Source organism: Brevibacterium litoralis (assembly GCF_040212315.1).
Taxonomy (GTDB): domain Bacteria; phylum Actinomycetota; class Actinomycetes; order Actinomycetales; family Brevibacteriaceae; genus Brevibacterium; species Brevibacterium litoralis.
This window is the reverse complement of sequence record NZ_JBDIUY010000022.1, coordinates 191,380-213,016: the sequence shown is the minus strand read 5'-3', so window position 1 is coordinate 213,016 and position 21,637 is coordinate 191,380. Positions and strand designations below refer to the sequence as shown.

The window sequence follows — 21,637 nt, the reverse complement described above, 5'->3', positions numbered from 1 at the left end:
CCAGGGGTTCACCGTCCGGCGGGACGTCCGGTCCCGGCTCGCGGCCTTCCCGCGGGGCGGGTTCCGGCCGGGTGTACACCGCCCCGCGCCCGAGGTGCCCTGGCCGGAACCCCGACGCACACGGACCGCAGGTGCCCGGAGCGCGCCCGAGGTGCCCCGCACTCGGCCTGCCACGTGCGGGGCACCTCGGCGGCGGGATCGGGACCGACCTGACGACGGTCTCGGATCCGCGGTGTGGAGCGGATGCACAGGCCCGCGCGGTTGTGTCCGGGACCACAGGACAATAAGTTGGGAACAGCCCCTCCGTCGTGCCTGCACGACTCCCTGTATCCCAACGAAAGGACCCGACTCGATGTCCGAGTACAAGGTCGTGAACCCCGCCACCGGTGAACTCGTCGAGGAGTACCCGACGGCGACCGACGAGCAGATCAAGGACGCGATCGAGCGTTCGCACAACCAGTACCAGAGCTGGAAGAACACCCCGATCGAGGAGCGCACCAAGGTCCTGGCCCGCGTCTCCGAGATCTACCAGGAGCGGTCCGAGGAGCTCGCCGAGATCATCAAGCTCGAGATGGGCAAGGCGATCCCCGAGGGCAAGGGCGAGACGATGATCTCGACCCTCATCTACAAGTACTTCGCGGACAACGCCAAGGCGTTCATCGAGGAGGAGCAGCTCAAGGGCCCCAAGGACGGGGAGGCATTCCTGCTGCGCAAGCCGGTCGGCTCGATCCTCGGCATCATGCCGTGGAACTTCCCGTACTACCAGGTGGCCCGGTTCGCCGCGCCCAACCTGGCCCTCGGCAACACCGTCATCCTCAAGCACGCCCCGCAGTGCCCGAAGTCGGCGGCGATGATGGAGCAGATCTTCATCGACGCCGGTCTGCCGGCCGACGCCTACATCAACGTCTACGCGACGAACGAGCAGGTGGCCGACATCATCCTGCCCGACCCCCGCAACCAGGGTGTGTCGCTCACCGGTTCCGAGCGGGCCGGTTCCGCCGTCGCCGCCGAGGCCGGCAAGAACCTCAAGAAGGTCGTCCTCGAGCTCGGTGGCTCGGACCCGTACATCGTGCTCGACTCCGATGACGTCGACAAGACGGTCGACACGCTGTTCGCCGCACGGATCGGCAACACGGGCCAGGCGTGCAACTCGCCCAAGCGGATGATCATCATGGAGGACATCTACGACGAGATCGAGGAGAAGATCACCGCGAAGGCGAAGGCGCTCGCCCCGGAGAACCCCTACGAGGGTGAGTCCGCGCTCTCGCCGCTGTCCTCGATCGCCGCGGCCGAGCGCTTCATGGGTCAGGTCGAGGCGACCGCCGCCGAGGGTGCCACGGTGCTCGCCGGTGGCGACCGCTACGAGGGCCCCGGCGCCTACGTGAAGCCGGTCGTCCTCAAGGACGTGAAGCCGGGTATGAAGGCCTTCCACGACGAGCTGTTCGGCCCCGCCTTCATGCTCTTCAAGGTCTCCAGCGAGGAGGAGGCCGTCGCCCTGGCGAACGACACCCCCTTCGGTCTCGGTTCCGCCGTCTTCTCCACCGACTTGGAGCGCGCGGAGAAGGTCGGTCAGCAGATCGACTCCGGCATGGTGTTCATCAACGCCCCCGAGGGCTCGCGTGAGTACCTGCCCTTCGGTGGCGTCAAGCGCTCCGGCGTCGGCCGTGAGCTCGGCCCGCTCGCCATGGACGAGTTCTGCAACAAGCAGCTCTTCTTCAAGGCCAAGTGAGGTCCGACGTCATGTGACGTCGACCCCGGCGTGAAGCACTCCTGAACGGTCCGTTCGCCCAGGCGAACGGACCGTTCGCTTTTCCGCACGCGGGTTGGTTGCATGGTCGTCATGAGTTCCTGGTCCCACACGGTGGCGCAGCGCGTCACCGCGATCCGCACGCAACGCGGAATGTCCCTCTCGGCCCTCGCGAAGGCCGCCCACATGTCCAAGGCGACCCTCTCCGGCCTGGAGAACGGCAAGGGCAACCCCACCCTCGACACGATCGACCGCCTGGCGCTCGCCCTCGCGGTGCCGGTGGCGGATCTGCTCGTGGCGCAGGCGCCTCGGACGCGGTTGGTCCGCGCGGAGGACCCGAGCACGGCGACGGGCCCGTTCACCCAGCTCATGGCGCGGGTGCCGCAGAGTCTCGACTGGGAGTTCTGGACGCTCGTGCTGCGGCCGGGGGAGTCCTTCGCAGGAGTGGCCCACCACGCCGGCACGATCGAGGTCATCCGCCTCGCGGCCGGGTCGCTCACCTGCGGTCCCGACGACGAACCGGTGGTCCTGGGCCCCGGTGACCTGCTGGAGTTCGCCGGCGACTGCGCGCACACATACCGCGCCGGGACCCACGGCGCCGAGGCGCTCGTCGCCCTCGGCACCACGAACGGCGGGGCCGGTGGGAGTGCCGGAACCGGTGGGAGTAGCGACGCGGGCACCGGCGCGGCAGGAGGTGCACTGTGACCGGTGGTGCATGGACCGTCCTCCTCGTCACCTGGGTGATGGCCGTCGGCAGCCCGGGCCCCGACTTCCTGGCCGTCCTCCGGACCTCACTGCAGAAGGGCCGCGCCGCGGGCATGGCCGTCGCCGGCGGGATCGCCGCGGGCATCAGCATCTGGGTCGTGCTCTCGCTCGCGGGCGTCGTCGGCCTCGTCCACCAGCACCCGACCGTCTACCTCGTCATCCGCTGGGCCGGGGCCGTGTTCCTCGCCCTCTACGGGGTGCAGATCCTGTTCTCCACCTGGCGGGCGTGGAAGAAGTCCCGCGCCGCCGAGGCGCCCTCGGCCGACCACACCCGCGCGGTCGTCGTCCCCGCCGGGAACGGTGGTGCGGCTGTCGGTAGCGGGGGCACGACCACCGGTGAGACCGGGGCCGATGCAGGCACGGTCGGTGCCGTTGCGGCCGGTGAGGAAGGTGACGGCCGGAAGGATCGGGACGCCTCGGCGGCGGGGTCCGGGATGTCGGTGGCGAGGGCCGCGCGGCTGGGGTTCCTCACGAACACGGTGGGCAACCCGAAGGCCGTCGTCTTTTTCAGTGCTCTGCTCGTCACGGTGCTGCCCGAGGGGATCAGTGCCTGGGAGTCGGTGGCCGTCGGCACGATGATGGTCGTCACCGGGTTCGGGTGGTTCTGCCTCGTCGCCGCGATCGCCTCTCTGCGGCCGGTGATCCGGGTCTACGAGAAGGCGGAGACCGCGATCACGGTCCTGCTCGGTGCCCTGTTCGTCGGGCTCGGCGTCGCCCTCGTCCCGATCTTCTGAGGGGCGATCAGGGGACGGACGGTGGTTTCGGGTCGGTCCGGCGCAACCCCATTGTCATCTGCCGTACCGATGCACGGTAGTTCGGCCTGATTGCCGTACATAGGTACGGCAATCGACAGTGAGGTTGCGGCCCTTGGAATCCGACCACGCGTGTGAGTTGCTGCGAGCGATCAGGGGCCGGCGAGGCCGACGATCTCGCGATCGCCGATCGGGTCGACGGTCGTGACCTCCAACTGGAGGGGGACCCCGAGGTCGATGCACGCATCGGATGTTTCCGGGATCGTGCCGGTGACGACGCCGATCCGGATCTCGTCGGGGTCCTCCTCGACGACGGCCCGTGCGCCGTAGCACTCCTCGACACCCCCGACGAAGGCGACCAGCACGGTGTCGTCGCCGGTGACCCGGAAGGTGTACGCGCCGGGCTCGTGCCAGTGTTCGTGCATCATGTCCGTCCGCGGCGTGGCGATCGGCAGTGCGGGATCCGGCGTGGGGCCGGCGAGAGCCGGGTCGGGGTCGCCGGGGTCGCGGGGGTCGTCGGGGCCCGGAGTCGTGGCGGATGTGGTCGAAACCGGCGCATCCGGATCTCCCGGTTCCGCGTCGACACCACCCCCCGAGGCGCCTGCGCCGGACGCACACCCGACCAGACCGAGCACCACGGCGAGCACGCACGCGCGTACACCCGTCCCACGCCAGGGCGGGCGACCGGAGGTGCGCGTTGTGCGGATGACCATGCCACCAACCTACGCCTGTGGTCGGGCCGCAACCGAGGGATAGGGTGAGGCGCGTGGAACATGTCGAACCTGCCTCGAAATCCGAACCCACCGGCGCCGGGGCTCCCGACCCTGCCGAGTCGGCCGCGGCCTACCCCGTCGTGGGCCCGGACGGTCTGGCCCGGACCCCGTGGGGCGCACACGACCCGCTGCTCCAGGAGTACTACGACACCGAATGGGGTGCCCTTCCGACCGGGATCGCGCGGGGTGGACCGGGGAACACGAGCCGGGAGACCGAGGACGTCTACTTCGAACGGCTGGCCCTCGAAGGGTTCCAGGCCGGACTCTCGTGGCTCACGATCCTGCGCAAGCGTCCGCGGTTCCGCGAGGTCTTCGCCGACTTCTCCGTCGACGCGGTCGCCACCTTCACCGAGTCCGACGTCGAGCGTCTGCTCACCGATCCCGGCATCATCCGCCACCGGGGCAAGATCGAGGCGACGGTCCGCAATGCCCTCGCCACCCGGCGTCTCCGGGAGGAGGTCGACGGGGGACTGCCCGCCTTCATCGAGTCCCACGCCCCGACCGCCACCCCGGAACCACGGGTCATGGCCGAGGTCCCGACCACCTCAGCCGAGTCCCTCGCCCTGTCGAAGGCACTCAAGAAGAAGGGACTCTCCTTCGTGGGGCCCACCACCTGCTATGCGCTCTTCGAAGCGCTCGGAATCGTCGACACCCACCTACTCGGGTCGCACCGCCGCGGCGCCTCCGGGCGGTGGGAACGGTGAGAGCCCGTCAGGAGATCGTCGTCTCCGCCCTCGTGCTCCGGCACCCGGAGGAGGACTCCCTGCTCATGGTGCGCAAGCGCGGCACCACCTCGTTCATGCTGCCCGGCGGCAAACCGGAACCGGGGGAGACCGCCGAGGCGGCGATCGTCCGGGAGATCAGCGAGGAACTCGGTTTCGCCCCGGACCCGGCCGACCTGGTCGAACTCGGCACCTGGACGACGGCCGCCGCGAACGAGGCGGGCCACACCGTCACCGGCACAGTCTTCCTCCACCGGGGCCTTCCCGCGGGACTCGACGTCCAGGCACCCCGGGTCCTCGAGGAGATCGAGGAGGCCGGTTGGTACTCCTGGGACCACCTGCCGGCCGACACCTCGGACCGTCAGTTCGCCCCGCTCACCCGGAACCACGTGATCCCCGCCCTACCCGACTGGTTCCGCGCGGGCGCCTGAGCCCGGGACCCCTGCTCGGCCGTCAGCGCCTCCCGTAGGCGTAGAGCGCCCGGTAGAGGGCACGCACGCTGCACCGACAGGCCTCGGCGAGGGACCGCATGACCTCCGCATACACGAGGTAGTCGGTGTCCGCCGGGTTCCGCGAGGGCAGCACCCCGGCCTCGTGCAGCACACCGACGGCACGGGCGTCCATGATCGGGAACCGCTGCGGCCACACCCCCGCGAGAAGTGCGCTCGCCATCGGAACCGTCACCCCGTCGAGTGTCCGCAGGGTGCGCAGCCGGTACCGGTCCGGCGTCTTCTTCCACAGCGCCATCGCGGTCATGAATTCCACGTCGTCGCCGGGCACCTCGGCGAGTGTCGGCAGGGTCGCGACCGACTTCCACTCGCCGGCGCGCAGGAAGGCCTTCTTCTTCACGTACTCCCGCTTGCGCGTGCGCGGCCCGTCGATCTCCAGCACCTGCTGCTCCATGTCGGAGACGACGTAGGTCGCCTCCCAGGCCCGGACGAAGGCCCCGGTGATCTCCAGTGGCCGGTCCTCGCCGAGGGCCGCCGCCACCGGATCCGCTCGCGAGGCGCCCCGCACCTCACCCCCACCGTCACCCTCCACTCCGTCGTCGGAAGTAGTGAGGGTGTCGTCGGAAGTGACGGTGTCGTCGGGGGTGGCAGGAGAGGGGGAGGGCGCCTCGGCGGCGGGGACGGTGCTGCCGGTCGGGACGGCGTCCTTCATGGAGACACCGGAGAGGACCGCCTCGTCGGTGAGGGCGCCGGGCAGCGGGAACCGCGCGATCGGGACGGTGTCCTGGAGATCGACGGAGGCGTCCCCGCCCGCCGCACCCCCACCCCCGGTGACGTCGTGCGGGGGAGTGCGGGTGGGGACCGGGAGCGCGCCGGACCCCGCGACGTCGGTGGGCGCGTGATAGACCCCGGGGACCCCGGCCGTCCCGTCGATGGTCGTCACGTCGAAGGCGATGTAGTCGTCGTAGGCATCGGGGCAGGGGACGGTGACGGTGGAGTCCGAGGGGGAGGTCGACATGCGCGCATCCTAGCGGGAGCGCGCTCACCGGCCGGAGCAGTCGTATCGGCATGTGGAACAGCGACGGGCTGAACGACGCGGTGCCGGGCGCGGTCCCGCGGTCGTCTCAGCAGCGGTGGAAGAGGGCGGCGATCCGGGCGTAGAACCGGTACCAGGGGCTGCGTGCCCGGCGGGCGGCCGGGCACGGAGCGGGGGCGGGGGTCGCGGGCCGGGTGGGGGTGACGGGAACGCCGTAGAGGTCGCGGGGGACGTCGCGGCGGTACGAGTTCACGTGAGGCTCCTCCCGGGATGTGGACAGGCGGGGCCGTCTCCGTCCCCGCCCCCAAGTGAAGCACCCCGGGCCCGGACCCGGACCCGTCCGCATGTCGCGACTCCGACACACGGAGATCTCACGTTCAGACCACGCGGGTCTCCGGCGACCTCGTCTTCGCGGGGTCGGTCTCCGGCAGATTGCCGAGCACCCGGTCGATGCGGGCGAGGACATCGGCGTCGAGCGTCACTCCGGCGGCCGCCACGTTCTCCCCGATCTGTTCCGGCCGCGAGGCACCCACGAGCGCCGTCGCCACGTTCGGGTTGGCGAGCGTCCACGCCACGGCCAGCTGCGCCATCGTGAGGTCGAGCTCCTCGGCGATCGGCCTCAGGTCCTGCACCGCCGTGAGCACCTCGTCCCGCATGAACCGGCTCACCGCGTTCTTGCCGCCCTTCTCGTCTGTCGCCCGCGAACCCGCGGGGGCCGGCTGCCCGGGCAGGTACTTACCGGTGAGCACACCCTGGGCGATCGGCGACCACACGACCTGGGAGATCCCCAGTTCCTCACAGGCGGGGACGACCTCGGACTCGATGACCCGCCACAGCATGCTGTACTGCGGCTGGTTCGACACGAGCTGGAACCCCATCTCCTTCGCCAGCACGTGGCCGGCGCGGATCTGGTCGGCCGTCCACTCGCTCACTCCCACGTAGAGGACCTTGCCGGAGCGCACCAGGTCCGCGAAGGCCTGCATGGTCTCCTCGAGCGGGGTCTCGTGGTCGTACCGGTGCGCCTGGTAGAGGTCGACGTAGTCGGTGCCCAGCCGCCGCAGTGACCCGTCGATCGACTCCATGATGTGCTTGCGCGACAGCCCGGTGTCGTTCGGGCCCTTGGGGCCGGTGGGGAAGTACACCTTCGTGAAGATCTCCAGCGACTCCCGCCGCTGCCCGGCCAACGCGTCGCCGAGCACCTGCTCGGCCACGGTGTTCGCGTAGACGTCGGCGGTGTCGAAGGTCGTGATCCCGGCGTCGAGCGCCGCGTGCACGCACTGCGTTGCGGTGTCGTTCTCCACCTGCGAGCCGTGCGTGAGCCAGTTGCCGTAGGTGACCTCACCGATCTTGAAGCCGGAATTGCCGAGGTAGCGGTACTCCATGGGGATGCCTTTCTCATGGGGAGACGTCAGGCCCACCCTAGGTGGACACCCCGGTGCTGTCACCGGTGTCGCTGCGTACCCTGGTCCGGTGACACACGCGAGCCCGCACCCCACCACCCCCGCTCCCGAGGCGCCCTCCACTCCCGGCACCCCCGCCCCGTCGCCGGTCCTCCAGGCCACGAGCGTCCGGCACCCGGCCGTCCAGGCGCAGTACCAGCACGACGTCGCCGCCGAGAAGGCGGTGTTCCCCGACCGCCGGCCGTGCCCCATGGGCAAGATGATCGCGAAGGCACGCGCGGCCGGGCAGACGGACCCGCACGACCCGATCGTGGGCGAGAACATCTACCCCTACGTCCACTTCGCGGACCAGGCGGTGATCGCGCACGAGCTGCTCACGCCGCCGTACCACGTCGCCGACGTCGACGAACTCCTGGAGATCGACCCCGAGGCGTGGCGACGGTTCCACGAGAAGGCGGGGCAGTTGCGCCGGGAGGGCAAGGCGGTGTTCATCCACGGTCTCGGTTCCGTCGCGATGTCCGTCGCCGCGCACGTCCACGCCCACGTGTTCACGCTCGGGGACAAGATCGGCCACTTCGACTACGACAAGGCGACCGGCCGACTGCGCATCCGGGCCGGGGGCGTCTGGCTCGTCGACACCGAGAGCGGCGAACCCGTGCCCGAACCACGGCCCTGGGAACCCGAACCCAGCGTCTGCGATCACCTGTATCAAGACAAGTTCGGCTGGGCCTGAGATACGACAGATCAGCTGCTGGATGGAGTGCGATTTCAGGGCTCGAAATCGCACTCTGTCCAGCAGCTGATTCTCGGGGTCGCCGACTCTTCAGCAGCTGATCCACTCACTCGCGGTTTTGCCAGCAGCTGATCATCGTGCCGTGTTGCGGAAGGCTCAGAAGGCGGGGATGACCTCGCCGTCGGGCCAGGTCTCCTCGATGTAGGTGCGCACCTCGTCGGTGTGGACGAGCTCGTCGAGCGTCTGCAGGGCCGGATCGGTCTCCTCCCCGGCACGGACGACGAGGAGGTTCTGGTACGGATTGTCCTCCGGGGACTCGACGACCAGCCCGTCCCGGGTGGCCGAGAGCCCCGCGTTCAGGGCGTTGTTCCCGTTCACCACGGAGGCCGCGGTGTCGGGCAGGGTCTGGGCGAGCATCGAGGCGTCGGCCTCGACGAACTCCAGGTTCCGGGGGTTCTCCGCCACGTCGTGCACCGTCGCGCTCACCGGGTCGACGCCCTCGGCGAGCGTGATGAGACCGGCCTGCTGGAGGAGTTTCAGCGCGCGACCCTGGTTGGAGGGATCGTTGTTGATGCCGATCGTCCCGCCCTCGGGGATCTCCGAGACGTCCTCGTACCGATCCGAGTACAACGCGAAAGGCTCGATGTGGATACCGCGCTCGAAGGCGAAGAGCTCGTACCCCTGGGCGTTGGCCTCGGACTCCAGGTAGGGGAAGTGCTGGAAGTAGTTGGCGTCGAGGTCCCCGTCGACGAGTGCCCGGTTGGGCAGTGTGTAGTCGTCATAGGTGACGACCTCGATCTCGAGGCCGGCCTCGGCGGCCAGCTCGTCGGCGACGAACTGCATGATGTCGCCCTGCGGCGTGATCGAGGTGCCGACGGTGAGGGTCGTGAGTTCCTCCTCGGCGGCGGCCGCACCGCAGGCGGAGAGGAGCAGCGCCGCCGAGGCGCCCGCCACGAGTGCCGTCACCCGCCGGCCCCGGCGGGGCCGGGAGGAGGGTGCGTCCGGGGACTGCGTCCGGGACGCGGGGGAGTGGTGATCGTGAGAGTGGGTCATGGTGGCTCCTAAGGATGCGAACGGGTGGGGATGGGATCAGCGGGGATCAGAAGGCGGGGATGACCTCGCCGTCGGGCCAGGACTCCTCGATGTAGGTGCGGACCTCGTCGGTGTGGAGGACCTCGTCGAGGGCCTGGATCTCGGGGCGTTCCTCGTCGCCGGCGCGGACGACGAGCAGGTTGGCGTACGGGTTGCCCTCGGCGGACTCGATGAGCAGGCCGTCCTCGGTGGCGGACAGACCGGCGTTGAGCGCGTTGTTGCCGTTGATCACCGAGGCATCGGTGTCCGGCAGGGTCTGGGCGAGCATCGAGGCGTCGGCCTCGACGAACTCCAGGTCCTTGGGGTTCTCGGCCACGTCGTGGATGGTCGCGGAGACGACGTCGACGTCCTCCGCGAGCGTGATGAGCCCCGCCTGCTGGAGGAGCGCGAGCGCGCGGCCCTGGTTGGAGGGGTCGTTGTTGATGCCGATCGTCCCGCCGGAGGGGATGTCCGCGACGTCGGTGTGCCGGTCCGAGTAGAGCGCGAAGGGCTCCAGGTTGATACCGCGCTCGAAGGCGAAGAGCTCGTACCCCTGGGCGTTCGCCTCGGACTCCAGGTAGGGGAAGTGCTGGAAGTAGTTGGCGTCGAGGTCACCGTCGACGAGTGCCCGGTTGGGCAGTGTGTAGTCGTCGTAGGTGACGACCTCGAGGTCGATGCCGTACTCGGCGGCGAGGTTCTCATCGACGTAGTCGAGGATCTGCCCCTGCGGGACGACGGTGGCGCCGACGGTGAGGGTGACGATCTCGTCGGTGGTCTCCTCCCCGGCACCGCAGGCGGTGAGGGTGAGGAGCGCGGCCGAGGCGCCGGCGGCCAGGGCGAGTGCCCGGCGGGGACGGGGTGCGAAGGACATGGGTGTCTCCTGGTGCGGAATGGGATTGGACGAAGGAAAGGTGTGTGGGCTGCGTTCGAAGCCTCAGAAGCGGCGGAGTGCCGGGGTTCGGGCGGCGTCCGACACAGTTCAGCGGTGGTCGACGCGGCGGGCCAACCGGTCGCCGACGATCTGCACGATCCCGACGAGGGCGATGAGGATGACGACGCAGGCGATCATGACGTCGGGCTGCCAGCGGCGGAACCCGTAGGCGATCGCGAGGTCACCCAGTCCACCGCCGCCGACGGTCCCGGCCATCGCGGTGTACCCGATGAGGGCCACACACGTGACGGTCGCGGAGCTGATGAGGCCGGGGAGCGCCTCGGGGACGAGGACCTGGGTCATCACCTGGCGGCGGGTGCCGCCCATCATCTGGACGGCCTCGATCTTGCCGGAGTCGACCTCGTGGAGGGAGGTCTCGACCAGGCGGGCGTAGAACGGCACCGCGCTGATGGCCAGCGACACACAGGCCGCCTGCCAGCCGAGCGAGGTCCCGACGACGAACCGGGTGAACGGGATGATCGCGACCATGAGGATGATGAACGGCAACGACCGCACGACGTTCACCACGAACCCGACGACCTGGTGGACGAACGGGTTGGGCGCGAGCGATCCCTTGGCCGTCGAGTACAGCCAGATACCCAGCGGGATGCCGAGCACGACCGCCACGAGCGTGCCGAAGAACGTCATGAGCAGCGTCTCGTTCAGCGCCGGCAGCAGCTCCTGCGTGATCGCCGGGTTGTCGAGCCACATGCCGGAACCGGCGTCCGTCCCGACGGTCGTCCCGGCAGAATCCCCGGCCGAGCCCCCGGTGCCGCCCACCGTCGTGCCTCCGACGGTCGTGCCGGCGGACCCTCCCGAGGTCCCGCCGACCGTGCTCCCACCGACAGTGGTCCCGGCGGGCGCCTCGGCGGCGAGGAGTCGCGTGGGCACGGGGATGAATGGGGCGAGCGCGCTCATGCGGCCTCCTCGGCGGTGGCGTCGACCAGGCGGGCGTGGACACCCGCGGACGAGAGGACGGTGACGGCCGAGCCCGGGTCGTCGACCGCCAGGTGCAGGCGGCCCACGCGGTGGCCGTCGATGGTCTCCAGGGCGCCGGTCGTCACCTCGGCCTCCTGCCCGGCCTCGGCGAGGAGGGCGAAGACGCGGGCGACGGGCACGTCACGGACGAACACCTCGACGAGGGTGTTCCCCGCCGCGCCCGAGGCGGCCTGCCCGGCGCCGTCGGAATCGTCCCCGGTCGGGACGGCCTCGGAGACGTGGTCGGCCTGGGGGAGGGGCAGGAGGGCGCGGCTGAGGGGGGAGTCGGCCTCGGAGACGACGTCGAGGAGTGCGCCGGTCCGCGTGACACGGCCGTTCTCCAGGAGGGTCACCGAGTCGCAGACGGCGCGGACGACGTGCATCTCGTGGGTGATGATGACGACCGTGATGCCCAGGCGGTCGCGCAGGCGCCGGATGAGGTCGAGGATCTGGTCGGTCGTGTCGGAGTCGAGCGCACTCGTCGGCTCGTCGCACAGGAGGATGCCGGGACGGGCGGCGAGTGCCCGGGCGATGCCCACGCGCTGCTTCTGCCCGCCGGAGAGCTGCGCCGGGTGGTTGTCGGCGCGATCGGACAGGCCGACGAGGTCGAGGAGTTCGAGTGCGCGCTTCCGGCGCTCGGTCCGGCCCACCCCGGCGATCTGCAGGGGGTGCTCGACGTTCTGCAGCGCGGTCCGGGAGTCGAGGAGGTTGGCGTGCTGGAAGACCATGCCGATGTTCCGGCGGGCCGCGCGCAGGGCGGAACCGGTCCGTCCGGTGAGGTCGAGGCCGTCGAGGACGACGGTGCCGGCGGTGGGGACCTCCAGGCCGGTGAGGCACCGGATGAGGGTCGACTTGCCCGCTCCGGAACGGCCGACGATGCCGTGGATCTCCCCGGCACCCACGTTGAGGTCCACGCCGTCGAGCGCCACGGCCGGTGGGCCGGAGCGGGTGGGGAACTCCTTGCGCAGGTCGCGCAGCTCGATCATGGCGGGTCCTCGTCTCGGGGTCGGTCGGTGGTCGACGGCGTGCGGTCGACGGCGTGCGGTCGACCGGCCGCAACCGGTGGTGGCGAGGATCGAGTGTCGGACGTGTCCACGCCTCCGAACCCGCCCTGGTGTCATATTTCGACCCCGTACCCGCCGACTCGTGAGGAGGGTCACGGGGCAAGACCCGGATACAGTTGTCCCCGTCACGCTCCCGACCGTCCGGACGGGACCGGCGTGACGCGCCGAGACGCACGGAAAGAACCCCCACACGAAGGAGCCCTCAGTGGTCGCCATCGAGGTCCGTCCCTACGACGACTCCCTGTCCGCCGACGCCGCCGACGTCATCGCCCGCTACCTGTCCGACGGTCAGCTGGGGCAGGCGGGCGGGTCCACCCTGGCCGCCGTCGTCACCCGGGTGCAGGAGTCCGGGACGTTCACCCGGGTCCTCGCCGTCCTGTTGGGCCGCTTGGGCCGCGACATCCGCCTGAGCCTCGTGTACACCGGCGGCCGGGCGCAGGCTCTCGTGTTCGAGGACGTCCACGCCGGGGACACGGAGGCCGCCGGTCGGCTGTCGACCCTCCGGAAGGACCTGCCCTCCGACCCGTCCTGGAAGACCGCGCTGCTCACCTCGCTGGCCAAGAAGTTCCTGCTCAAGCCCGCCGTGTGGAACCTGGCGCTGCGCCTGCTCAAGGACACCCGCTCCTGGGACGTCCGGGCGCTCACCGGTGGCCGGGAGGACGGTCTGTTCATCGCCTTCGCGCCGGAGTCCGCCTATGCCGACGGCACCGTCGGGCAGGCCCAGGAGCGTTACGCCGAGGCGCGTGGTGCCGCGGGCGCCCCCGCAACCGGCGTGTACACCGCGTGGGTCGCCGCCCAGGTCGCCGCCGACCGTCACTTCCGGGGTGCCGGCTTCTCCGAGGCCGACCGGATCGCGATCCCCGGCCTGCGCCTGCGCCGCGAACAGGTGGAGCTCGTGTCCGCCCACACCTGAGCGGCACGGCCCCCGGGACGAGCAGCTCCCGGTGTGCGGTGCCCGGAACGCACGGACCGCCGGTGACGACCATCGGTTGCCCACAGGGGGTCTTGCCGTGTGCGGGCGTGCCCGGATGGGGCCGGGAAGGTAATGTGTGTCACGAATCGTCACCGAATCCGCGACACCGGCATTGGAGCCCGCATGTCCTCGCACTTCCCCCGAGGGGAACACGACTCCCGTCCGATCCGCCGCTCACACCCGGCCCGCCGCCGGGGCCTGGTGCCCGCCGCGCTCCTCACCACCGGCCTGTTCGCCGGTGCCTCGGTCCTCGCCGCGACGGGTGCCCAGGCCGCGGTCCTCACCCCGCTCCCCGCCGCCGAGGCGCCCTCCACCGGCGCCGCCGACCCCGCGGGGTCCGCCGCGACGGTGCCCTTCGACCCGGCCCTCGGCGCGGAGGGTCCCGTGGCCCGCGCGCAGCCGGTGAGCAACGACGAGGCGGAGGTCTTCCGCGACACGCACGGGTTCGGGCTGGGCGCCTCGGCACACGTGACGACGCCGGACCTCGCGGTCATGGGCGTCACCTGGACCGGCGATCCCGACGAGGATCCCGCGACCGAGTACCGCCTCAAGGTCGGCGGGCAGTGGCAGGACTGGCAGCCGGCGCTCGCCGACGCCGGTGACGGCCCCGACCCCGGCACGAAGGAGGCAGAGGGCGCCCGTCGCGGCACCGAGCCCGTCGTCATCGCCGAGGCCGAGGAGGTCGAGGTCCGCACGACGAACACCGCCGCGGAGGTCGACGACACCCAGGTGGAGATCTACTCCTCCACCCCGACGACCGCCGACACGACCATCACCGGTGGCCCGGCCGGCGCCGCGCCACCGGAGGAACCCGTCGAGGAACCGACGGAGTCCGCCGCGGAGACCGCTCCCACGGAGAAACCGAGCGAGGCGCCTGCTGACGAGGCGCCTGCTGACGAGGCGCCCGCAGAGTCGACCGAGCCCGACGAACCGACGGAATCCGCCGAGGAGCCGAGCGAGGCACCCGCCGATTCGACCGAACCCTCGGAGGAGCCGAACGAGGCGCCCGCGGAGTCCCCTGCGCCCGCGGAGGAATCCCCGGAGGAGACGGAGAACCCCGGGTTCGGGGGCACCTCCGTCGAGAACTCGACGTACACCGGCGGGGCCGGCGTGACGACGACCGGGTCCGTCCCGCACCTGGGGACCGTCACCCTGCGACACGAGTGGGGTGCGGACGCGGACCTGGTGAACTGGGGCGACCTCGACCGGTTCGACCGTGTGGACGCCGTGGTCGTCCACCACACGGCCGGTGCGAGCAACTATTCGGCCTCGCAGGCCCCCTCGATCATCCGCGGCATCCAGCGGTACCACACGGAGGGTCTGGGGTGGTCGGACATCGGCTACAACATGCTCGTCGACAAGTACGGCAACGTGTACGAGGGCCGGGTCGGCTCCCGGCCCGGTGGCGGGGAACGGATGGTCCAGGGCGCGCACGCCGGCGGCTTCAACCAGAACACCTTCGGCGTCGCGGTCCTCGGCACGTGGAACAACTCGACGCCCACGGGGGCGCTCCCCGCGCTCGAACGGGTGGTCGGCTGGCAGGCCAAGCGCTGGGCCTTCGACCCCACGGACACCGTCTCGATGATCTCCGGGAACTCGACCAAGTACTCCGAGGGGCAGCGCGTGACGCTCGACCGGGTCATGGGACACCGGGACGTCTCCGCCACCGAGTGCCCGGGCTGGGGCCTCTACACGCGGCTCGACTCGATCGCCACGAACGCCGAGCGGAAGTACGGGCTGGACCACGACCTCATCGGCGGGATCCGTGACACCTGGGCGAAGATCGACGGCCTGAGTGTGCTCGGGCAGCCGAAGATGACGGAGCGGGGCGGTCTCAAGGACGGTGGGGCCTACCAGCACTTCGAGAAGGGCTCGATCCACTGGAACCGGACCACGAAGGGCCACTACACCACGGGTGCCTTCCGGAACGAGTGGAAGAACCAGGGGTGGGAGCGCGGAGTGCTCGGCTACCCGCGGACCGACCCGACCGGCGGACTGGTGGACGGCGGGAAGTACCAGCACTACCAGGGCGGGTCGATCCACTGGTCGAAGGCCACCGGTGCCCACACGACCCGTGACGGCATGCGGGACAAGTGGAAGGAGACCGGCTGGGAGCGCGGCTACCTGGGGTACCCGCGGATGAGCGAGCGCGGGGGCCTCAGGAACGGGGGCGCCTACCAGCACTTCCAGGGTGGTTCCATCCACTGGTCCCCGGCCCACGGTGCGCACACCACACGGGGCACGTTCCGTGACCGCTGGAAGGCCCTCGGCTGGGAGTCCGGCCGTCTCGGGTACCCGACCTCCGACCAGTTCCGGTACAAGGGGGAGCTGCGCCAGCGGTTCGAGGGCGGCGTCCTGCGCCTGGTGAACGGGCAGGTGCGGGTCGTCTGGCGGTGAGGTCCGGGTACCGTGGCCCGGGGGCGGGGACCCGGCGCCTGAGCACGGTGGCCCGGCCGACTGGCTATCCTTGATCCTCGGTCCTGATGTCGAGGTGGGAGGAACCCGCGACCACACATGAGCACAACCGCCCCTGATGTGGTCGGCCCGTCCGTCCCGCCCCGTCCCGCCACCCCGCCGCGCCCGGCCCACCGGCCGGTGTACGCCGAGCGGAAGTTCCGCCCCGAGGTCCAGCTGCTGCGCGCCGTCGCGGTCCTCGCGGTCGTCGTTTACCACGTGAACCCCGCGTGGCTGCCCGGCGGGTTCGTCGGCGTCGACGTCTTCTTCGTCATCTCCGGGTACCTCATCACGGCCCACCTCCTCCGTGAGATCGAACGGACCGGCACCGTGTCCCTCGCCCGGTTCTGGGCCAACCGCGCCCGCCGGATCCTCCCGGCCGCCTGTGTGTCGATCGTCGCGATCGCCCTCACCGCACCCCTGTTCCTCCCGGCCACGCAGTGGACCGCCACCGCGGTGCAGGGCATGGCAAGCGCGGTGTACGTGCAGAACTTCGTCCTCGCGGCCAAGTCGGTCGACTACCTCACCCAGGACGCTCCGGACACCCCGTTCCAGCACTTCTGGTCCCTGTCGGTCGAGGAACAGTTCTACGTCTTCTGGCCGCTGGTCGCGCTACTCGCACTCGTGCTCGTCCGCGCCCGGGTCCGCCGGAACTCCGGCGGACGGATGGTCCACGGCACCCCGCCGGGACTGCGCCGGGCCACACTCGTGCTCTTCGGTCTCGTCGTCGCCGCCTCCTTCGCCTACAGCGTCGTCACGGTGGCCCTCGGGGATCCGGCGGCTTATTTCGTCACCCCGTCCCGGGTGTGGGAGCTCGGCGTCGGCGGTCTGCTCGCCTGTGTGCTCGGAGACCCGGTGCGATTCCCCCGCCTGCGGAAGATCGGGGCGGTGCTCGGTCTGCTCGGGATCCTGCTCGCCGGTGTGTTCTACACCGGTGAGTCCTTCCCCGGCGTGGCCGCACTCCTCCCGGTGCTCGCGACCGTGCTCGTCATCGCCTCGGGTGCCACGGTCGGGCGGGGGTCGCTGGGTCCTCTGGTGCACCTCCGTCCGGTCCAGGCCGTCGGGGCCTGGTCGTACTCCCTCTACCTCTGGCACTTCCCGGTCGTCGTCTACGCGACGGTCCTGCTCGAACGGGACCCGAACCTGCCCGAGGGCCTCCTGCTCGTCGCGTTCTCGCTCCTCCTGTCCTGGGCGTCCTACCGGTGGATCGAGACCCCGGTGCGCAACGACCGTGCGCTCGCCCGCCGGTCGACGCTCGCGCTCACCGCCTCGGTGACCGCGGTGGCCGTCGCGGCGGCCGTCTCGATCGTCCCGCAGGCGGTCTTCGCCTCCCATGTCCGCGCCGAGGACGCCCGCAGCGCCCAGGTCGTCGCCGCCGTCGAGGACCAGGCGGAGGACCCGGTGGACGGGGAACCGACGGACCAGGAGACCGCCGAACCCGAACCGGAGATCCCCTGGGGGGCGGCCTCGCTCGGGGAGACCGACTACGACACCTTCGTCCCCGGCCAGGACGAGGTGATCGTCCCCAACCCCGCCGACGTCCGCGGCAAGGACGCCCCGGTCTTCCCGGAGGAGTGCTCCGGGGTACCCGCGAAGGCCGGTGCGGACTCCGTCACCGAGTGCGTGGTCGCGAACCCGGACGGGGAGAGGACCTTCGTGGTCGTCGGTGACTCGCACGCCGCGCAGTGGGTGCCTGCGATCGAGAAGGCCGTCGAGGGTACCGAGTGGCGTCTCGTCGTGTTCCTGCGCAACTCCTGCCCCTTCACGACCGCCCAGCGCGGGTGGGAGGGCAAGGGGCTCAACTGCCTGGACTCGAACGAGCAGGTGCTCGAGAGGATCCTGGAGATCGCTCCGGAGAAGGTGCTCATGACCAATCTCGCCTTCGACGACATCGAGGGCGTACCGGGGGAGGAACACCCCGGTGAACAGGGATACCTCGACACCATGCGGCCGATGGCCGAGGCCGGTGCGCAGATCTACGTCCTCGAGGACACCCCCCGGCCCGACGGGTCCGAGGACACCCCGACCTGCGTGGTCCGCCACCGGGAGGACCCGGAGACCTGTGGGTTCCCCCGGGACGAGGGCTCCGAGGGTCGGTACACGAACCCGGCCCTGGAATCCGCGGCGGGCAAGGTGGACGGTGCGGAGTTCCTGTCGCTCGGCGACCGGTTCTGCACGGAGGACTTCTGCCCCGCCGTCATCGGGAACCTGCTCGTCTACCGCGACGAGAACCACGTGGGCCGGACCTACATGGAGACCCTGGCCCCCGACGTCGCGCAGGCGTTCGACCTGACGGAGACGGGGACACCGGAGTCCACACCGGGCGAGGAGGGCCGGTGACGCACCGGTAACCGGTAGCGTTGTCCCGACGGTGAACGACGAGCGAAGGACGCCCATGCACATCATGGTGATCGGTGACGTCGGGTGGAGCGATTTCTACCACCTCGGCGACGAGGCGATGACGGAATTCGCTCTGCAGGCGCTCACCACCCGCGGTGTCGAGCGGATCACGCTCGTCGCCGGTGAACCGGAGTACGCCGCCGAACTCTACGGGGTCGATTCCGTCCCCCGCCTGGGCTTCTCGATGAAGGCACGCACACGGAACGCGGCCCGCGCGGAGAAGATCCTCGCCTTCGCCCGCGGGGACGACTCCGCCCTGGCGCCCACCGACACCGCCCGGGACACCGTCGCGGCCCTGCGGAGTGCCGACGCACTCCTCGTGGCCGGTGGCGGCAACCTCAACTCGATGTTCGACCACCACGTCCACGACCGGTCGACGCTCGCCGCTCTCGCCCGGGAGTTCGGCATCCCCTACGCCCTCACGAGCCAGACCCTCGGCCCGCTCGTCATCGACGAGGACCGGCCGCAGTTGACGGATCTCTTCGCCGGTGCGGTGGTCGTCGGCGCCCGTGAGGACCACACCGACAGGGCGGTGCGTGCCCTGCTCGGCCCGGACACGGGCCGGGTCGTCCGGCAGACCGACGACGCGTGGTCCCTCACCGCCCGCCCCGAGGACCACGCGGCGATGTCCGACTGGACCGCCGGAGGCGAGTACATCGTGCTCAGCCTCGCCGAACGCCCGTCCTCCCCGGTCATCTCCTGGCGGACGTACTGGGACATGAACGTCGAGTTGTGCCGCCGCATCCGCCGGGCCACCGGCATGCGCCTCCTCCTGGTCCCGCACGCCGGGGCCTTCGAGGGGAGCGCGGACGCCAAGCAGGACCAGGTGACGAACGCCCGGTGCGTGGCCGCCGTCGGCGACCCGGACGTCGTCGCGACCGAGCAGGTGACCGCCCGTGAACTGGTGGCGCTCACCTCCCGGGCCCGGGCCGTCGTCGGTACCCGGTACCACGCCGGGATCCTGGCCGCCGCGGCCGCCGTCCCGCACGTGTCGCTCGCCCCGAACATGTACTCCTCCGTCCGCATGCGGGGAGCCGCCCGGAACGTCGGGACCGAGCAGTTCGTCCTGCCCTACGACGACCTAGACGCCATCGTGCGCACCGTCCGGTCGATCGCCGTCGACGGTTTCGACCGGACCGCCGCCCTCGACCACCTCGCCCGGGTGTCCCGCCTGCGCACGGAGGAACACCGGGCACACTGGGACTTCGTCGTCGACTCCCTGCGTGGCGGGGGTTCGACACCGGCCACGCACGCCCCCGTCGACGTCCTGGAGAACCGGACCGAGGGTGCCGACCCCCGGGTCGCACTCGCCCGCCTCGACGTCGTGGAGGCCTACGGCCGGAAGTACCAGGAGTTGTCCTTCGACCGTGGCCGGCACAAGGCGGCCGCCGAGGCGGCCCGGGCCGATCTCGACCGCCTGCGCGCCAAGGAGGCCGAACGAGCGGCCCGCGCGGTCCGCACACCGGGGACGGCGGGTGCGGCCGGCGCGATCGACGCCGCAGTGAAGGCCAAGCGGACCCTCAAGCTGCGGACCTGTCTGGGCAGGGCGGTCCGGCGTCTGCGGGGCCGGTCCTGAGGTGACACCACGGGAACGTGTCCGGGCTGCCCACGCCCGGTTGCAGGGCACCCGGTGGTGGTCGTTCGCCACCGAGGTCGTCCGGTTCCTCATGGTCGGAGGAGCGGGGTACGTGGTCGACGTCGGGGTCTCCAACCTGCTCGTCTACGGCATCCCCGTCGCCGGTGTCCCCGCGCTCCTGCACGACGGTCCGCTCAAGGCGAAGATCGTCTCGACCGTCCTCTCGATCGTCGTCGCGTGGCTCGGCAACCGGTTCTGGACCTACGGGGACCGGACCGGTGCCGGAGGCGTCCGCGGGTTCCTGCTGTTCTGGCTGGTCAACGGGATCGGCATGGTCATCGCCGTCCTACCGCTCGCCGTCACCTGGTACCTGCTCGGCCTGCGCGACCCGGTGAGCTACAACATCTCGACGAACGTCGTCGGCATCGCCCTGGCCATGGGTTTCCGCTTCTACGCCTATCGGACCTGGGTGTTCCGCGAGGTGGGGCCCGAGGTCGAGAAGGTGGACACGGACTCCATCCCGGTCGTGCAGCGCGACCCCCGCTGAGTCCCTCTCCGCTGCCGAGGCGCCCTGGAGTCGGCATGTCGCGGGCCGGGCGGGGCGGCGGGGGCCTCAACCGAGGAAGGGGCGGAGACGGAGTCGGCCGAAGAGGAAGCTGAGCGCGAAGGCGATCGTGGCCATCGTGAGCCACAGGACGAGGAAGAGGCCGAGGGTCGTGGGGAGTCCGGCCTCGACGGGGAACCAGCGCTGGAAGAAGAACTCGAGGACGAACACGTGGACGAGGAAGGCCCCGAACGAGGCGGAGGCCAGCCGCGCGAGGAGCGCCGCGGCCCGGGGTGACCAGTCGATCCGGGCGAGACCGAGGATGACGCAGGCGGCCAGGAGCGCACACAACGGCGAGCTGTTGGTGATCGGGTAGTGGTGCGCCGACTGCTGCAGGTAGACGCCGAAGGCGGAGGCGGCGAACACGATCCCGAGGACCGGCCACGGCACGCGGATGCTGCGGGCGTGGTAGATGAGGAAGCCGCCGATGACGAAGTAGACGACCTGGTAGATCCCGAACCGCCAGCCCCAACTGCCCAGTTCCCAGACGGTGTTCTGGTCGAGGATCGGCCACAGGGCGCTCATCCCGCTCACCGCGGCGCACCCGATCGCGAGTCCCCAGGGCCGTCGGCCGCGCATGAAGACGACGAGTGTCCCGAGCACGAGGACGAGCGGGATGTACTGGTAGAGGTACCAGAGGTGGAAGGCCGGCCGCCCCGACTGGGTGAGCGCCTGGAGCAGCACCCCCTTCACGTCGACGGCATCGGTGTCGAACAGGTTGAAGGCGAGCGTGTAGGCCACCGTCCAGAAACCGAGCGGCACGATGTGCCGGACGACACGTCGCCGCACCGCACCGGAGTGCCGGGGCGGCGCACCGACGAAGGTCGCCCACCCGGCGATCATGAAGAACAGCGGGACGGCCCAGGGGTTGACCGCCTCCGCCAGGTGCCCGACGAGCCCGGCGGCACTGTCCGGCCAGAACCCGTCGATCCGTTCGGGGGAGTCCTCCCGCGAGCGCCGGACGAGGACACCCCCGGCATGACCGAGCATGACCGTGAGGCAGGCGGCGATCCGCATCGCGTCGACGTCGGGCCGGTGGCCCTGCCGGGGCGGCGCGTACCACCCGTGATCGGACCCGGTCCGGTTCTCGGCAGCGGGTTCCGGGGTGGTCTGTGTTCTCGGCACGTCGGTGTCTTCCGTTCCGCGGTCCGGGGACGCGGCGGTCGTCCCCGGGTGAGCGGAGTACACCGTACCGGTACTCAGCGGATT

General features: G+C 70.7%; 20 protein-coding genes. 11 read left to right on the top strand and 9 right to left on the bottom strand.

What is annotated here, in order from left to right; genetic code table 11:
* Window positions 1-352: 352 nt before the first annotated feature.
* From AAD496_RS08530 to AAD496_RS08520, 3 genes are all read left to right on the top strand, one after another.
* Entirely contained in the window at window positions 353-1,729 is a 1,377-nt protein-coding gene (locus AAD496_RS08530; RefSeq protein WP_349828234.1) for an NAD-dependent succinate-semialdehyde dehydrogenase, read from the top strand.
* Between the two features lie 111 nt (window positions 1,730-1,840).
* On the top strand, window positions 1,841-2,452 hold the full coding sequence (locus tag AAD496_RS08525; protein ID WP_349828233.1) for a helix-turn-helix domain-containing protein: 612 nt from the start codon (window positions 1,841-1,843) through the stop codon (window positions 2,450-2,452).
* Entirely contained in the window at window positions 2,449-3,246 is a 798-nt protein-coding gene (locus AAD496_RS08520) for a LysE family translocator (RefSeq protein WP_349828232.1), read from the top strand. The genes AAD496_RS08525 and AAD496_RS08520 overlap by 4 nt, the downstream gene beginning before the upstream one ends.
* A 170-nt stretch (window positions 3,247-3,416) precedes the next feature.
* Here AAD496_RS08520 and AAD496_RS08515 read toward each other — a convergent pair whose 3' ends face one another.
* Window positions 3,417-3,977 carry a hypothetical protein gene (locus AAD496_RS08515; protein ID WP_349828231.1) on the bottom strand — a complete coding sequence of 187 codons (561 nt, stop codon included), beginning with the start codon at window positions 3,975-3,977 and terminating at the stop codon, window positions 3,417-3,419.
* Between the two features lie 140 nt (window positions 3,978-4,117).
* On the opposite strand from AAD496_RS08515, the gene AAD496_RS08510 reads away from it, so the two are divergent.
* Together AAD496_RS08510 and AAD496_RS08505 are read left to right on the top strand one after the other, a co-directional pair.
* Window positions 4,118-4,741 carry a DNA-3-methyladenine glycosylase I gene (locus AAD496_RS08510; RefSeq protein WP_349828256.1) on the top strand — a complete coding sequence of 208 codons (624 nt, stop codon included), beginning with the start codon at window positions 4,118-4,120 and terminating at the stop codon, window positions 4,739-4,741.
* Window positions 4,738-5,190, top strand: coding sequence for an NUDIX hydrolase (locus tag AAD496_RS08505; protein WP_349828230.1), 453 nt, complete (start codon window positions 4,738-4,740; stop codon window positions 5,188-5,190). Before AAD496_RS08510 ends, AAD496_RS08505 begins: the two co-directional genes overlap by 4 nt.
* A 22-nt stretch (window positions 5,191-5,212) precedes the next feature.
* Here the strand turns inward: AAD496_RS08505 and AAD496_RS08500 are convergent, their stop codons facing one another.
* The 3 genes from AAD496_RS08500 to AAD496_RS08490 all read right to left on the bottom strand — a co-directional run bounded on the left by AAD496_RS08500 (window position 5,213) and on the right by AAD496_RS08490 (window position 7,626).
* Window positions 5,213-6,226 (bottom strand): hypothetical protein, encoded by a 1,014-nt coding sequence (locus AAD496_RS08500; protein ID WP_349828229.1) that lies wholly within the window; start codon window positions 6,224-6,226, stop codon window positions 5,213-5,215.
* A gap of 106 nt (window positions 6,227-6,332) precedes the next feature.
* Window positions 6,333-6,497, bottom strand: coding sequence for a hypothetical protein (locus AAD496_RS08495; RefSeq protein WP_349828228.1), 165 nt, complete (start codon window positions 6,495-6,497; stop codon window positions 6,333-6,335).
* 124 nt (window positions 6,498-6,621) lie between these two features.
* Window positions 6,622-7,626, bottom strand: a complete 1,005-nt coding sequence (locus AAD496_RS08490) for an aldo/keto reductase family protein (RefSeq protein WP_349828227.1) — start codon at window positions 7,624-7,626, stop codon at window positions 6,622-6,624.
* An 88-nt stretch (window positions 7,627-7,714) separates the two neighbouring features.
* On the opposite strand from AAD496_RS08490, the gene AAD496_RS08485 reads away from it, so the two are divergent.
* Entirely contained in the window at window positions 7,715-8,377 is a 663-nt protein-coding gene (locus AAD496_RS08485) for a hypothetical protein (RefSeq protein WP_349828226.1), read from the top strand.
* A 156-nt stretch (window positions 8,378-8,533) separates the two neighbouring features.
* Here the strand turns inward: AAD496_RS08485 and AAD496_RS08480 are convergent, their stop codons facing one another.
* The 4 genes from AAD496_RS08480 to AAD496_RS08465 all read right to left on the bottom strand — a co-directional run bounded on the left by AAD496_RS08480 (window position 8,534) and on the right by AAD496_RS08465 (window position 12,343).
* Window positions 8,534-9,430 (bottom strand): MetQ/NlpA family ABC transporter substrate-binding protein, encoded by an 897-nt coding sequence (locus AAD496_RS08480; RefSeq protein ID WP_349828225.1) that lies wholly within the window; start codon window positions 9,428-9,430, stop codon window positions 8,534-8,536.
* Between the two features lie 46 nt (window positions 9,431-9,476).
* A complete protein-coding gene (locus AAD496_RS08475; RefSeq protein WP_349828224.1) occupies window positions 9,477-10,319 on the bottom strand; it encodes a MetQ/NlpA family ABC transporter substrate-binding protein in 843 nt (280 codons plus the stop codon).
* A gap of 108 nt (window positions 10,320-10,427) precedes the next feature.
* Window positions 10,428-11,297: a methionine ABC transporter permease gene (locus AAD496_RS08470; RefSeq protein WP_349828223.1), complete on the bottom strand. Its 870-nt coding sequence runs from the start codon at window positions 11,295-11,297 to the stop codon at window positions 10,428-10,430.
* Window positions 11,294-12,343: a methionine ABC transporter ATP-binding protein gene (locus tag AAD496_RS08465; RefSeq protein WP_349828222.1), complete on the bottom strand. Its 1,050-nt coding sequence runs from the start codon at window positions 12,341-12,343 to the stop codon at window positions 11,294-11,296. The genes AAD496_RS08470 and AAD496_RS08465 overlap by 4 nt, the downstream gene beginning before the upstream one ends.
* 283 nt (window positions 12,344-12,626) lie before the next feature.
* Here AAD496_RS08465 and AAD496_RS08460 point away from each other — a divergent pair, with 283 nt between their 5' ends.
* The 5 genes from AAD496_RS08460 (at window position 12,627) to AAD496_RS08440 (ending at window position 20,371) form a co-directional block, all read left to right on the top strand.
* Window positions 12,627-13,334, top strand: a complete 708-nt coding sequence (locus AAD496_RS08460) for a hypothetical protein (RefSeq protein ID WP_349828221.1) — start codon at window positions 12,627-12,629, stop codon at window positions 13,332-13,334.
* Window positions 13,335-13,517: 183 nt separating this feature from the next.
* Entirely contained in the window at window positions 13,518-15,791 is a 2,274-nt protein-coding gene (locus tag AAD496_RS08455; RefSeq protein WP_349828220.1) for an N-acetylmuramoyl-L-alanine amidase, read from the top strand.
* Window positions 15,792-15,908: 117 nt separating this feature from the next.
* Entirely contained in the window at window positions 15,909-18,188 is a 2,280-nt protein-coding gene (locus tag AAD496_RS08450) for an acyltransferase family protein (RefSeq protein ID WP_349828219.1), read from the top strand.
* A 55-nt stretch (window positions 18,189-18,243) separates the two neighbouring features.
* On the top strand, window positions 18,244-19,824 hold the full coding sequence (locus AAD496_RS08445) for a polysaccharide pyruvyl transferase family protein (RefSeq protein ID WP_349828218.1): 1,581 nt from the start codon (window positions 18,244-18,246) through the stop codon (window positions 19,822-19,824).
* Between the two features lies 1 nt (window position 19,825).
* The gene (locus AAD496_RS08440; protein WP_349828217.1) at window positions 19,826-20,371 is read left to right on the top strand and encodes a GtrA family protein; all 546 of its coding nucleotides are present in this window, start codon (window positions 19,826-19,828) and stop codon (window positions 20,369-20,371) included.
* A 66-nt stretch (window positions 20,372-20,437) separates the two neighbouring features.
* Here AAD496_RS08440 and AAD496_RS08435 read toward each other — a convergent pair whose 3' ends face one another.
* On the bottom strand, window positions 20,438-21,553 hold the full coding sequence (locus AAD496_RS08435) for an acyltransferase (RefSeq protein ID WP_349828216.1): 1,116 nt from the start codon (window positions 21,551-21,553) through the stop codon (window positions 20,438-20,440).
* Between the last annotated feature and the right edge of the window lie 84 nt (window positions 21,554-21,637).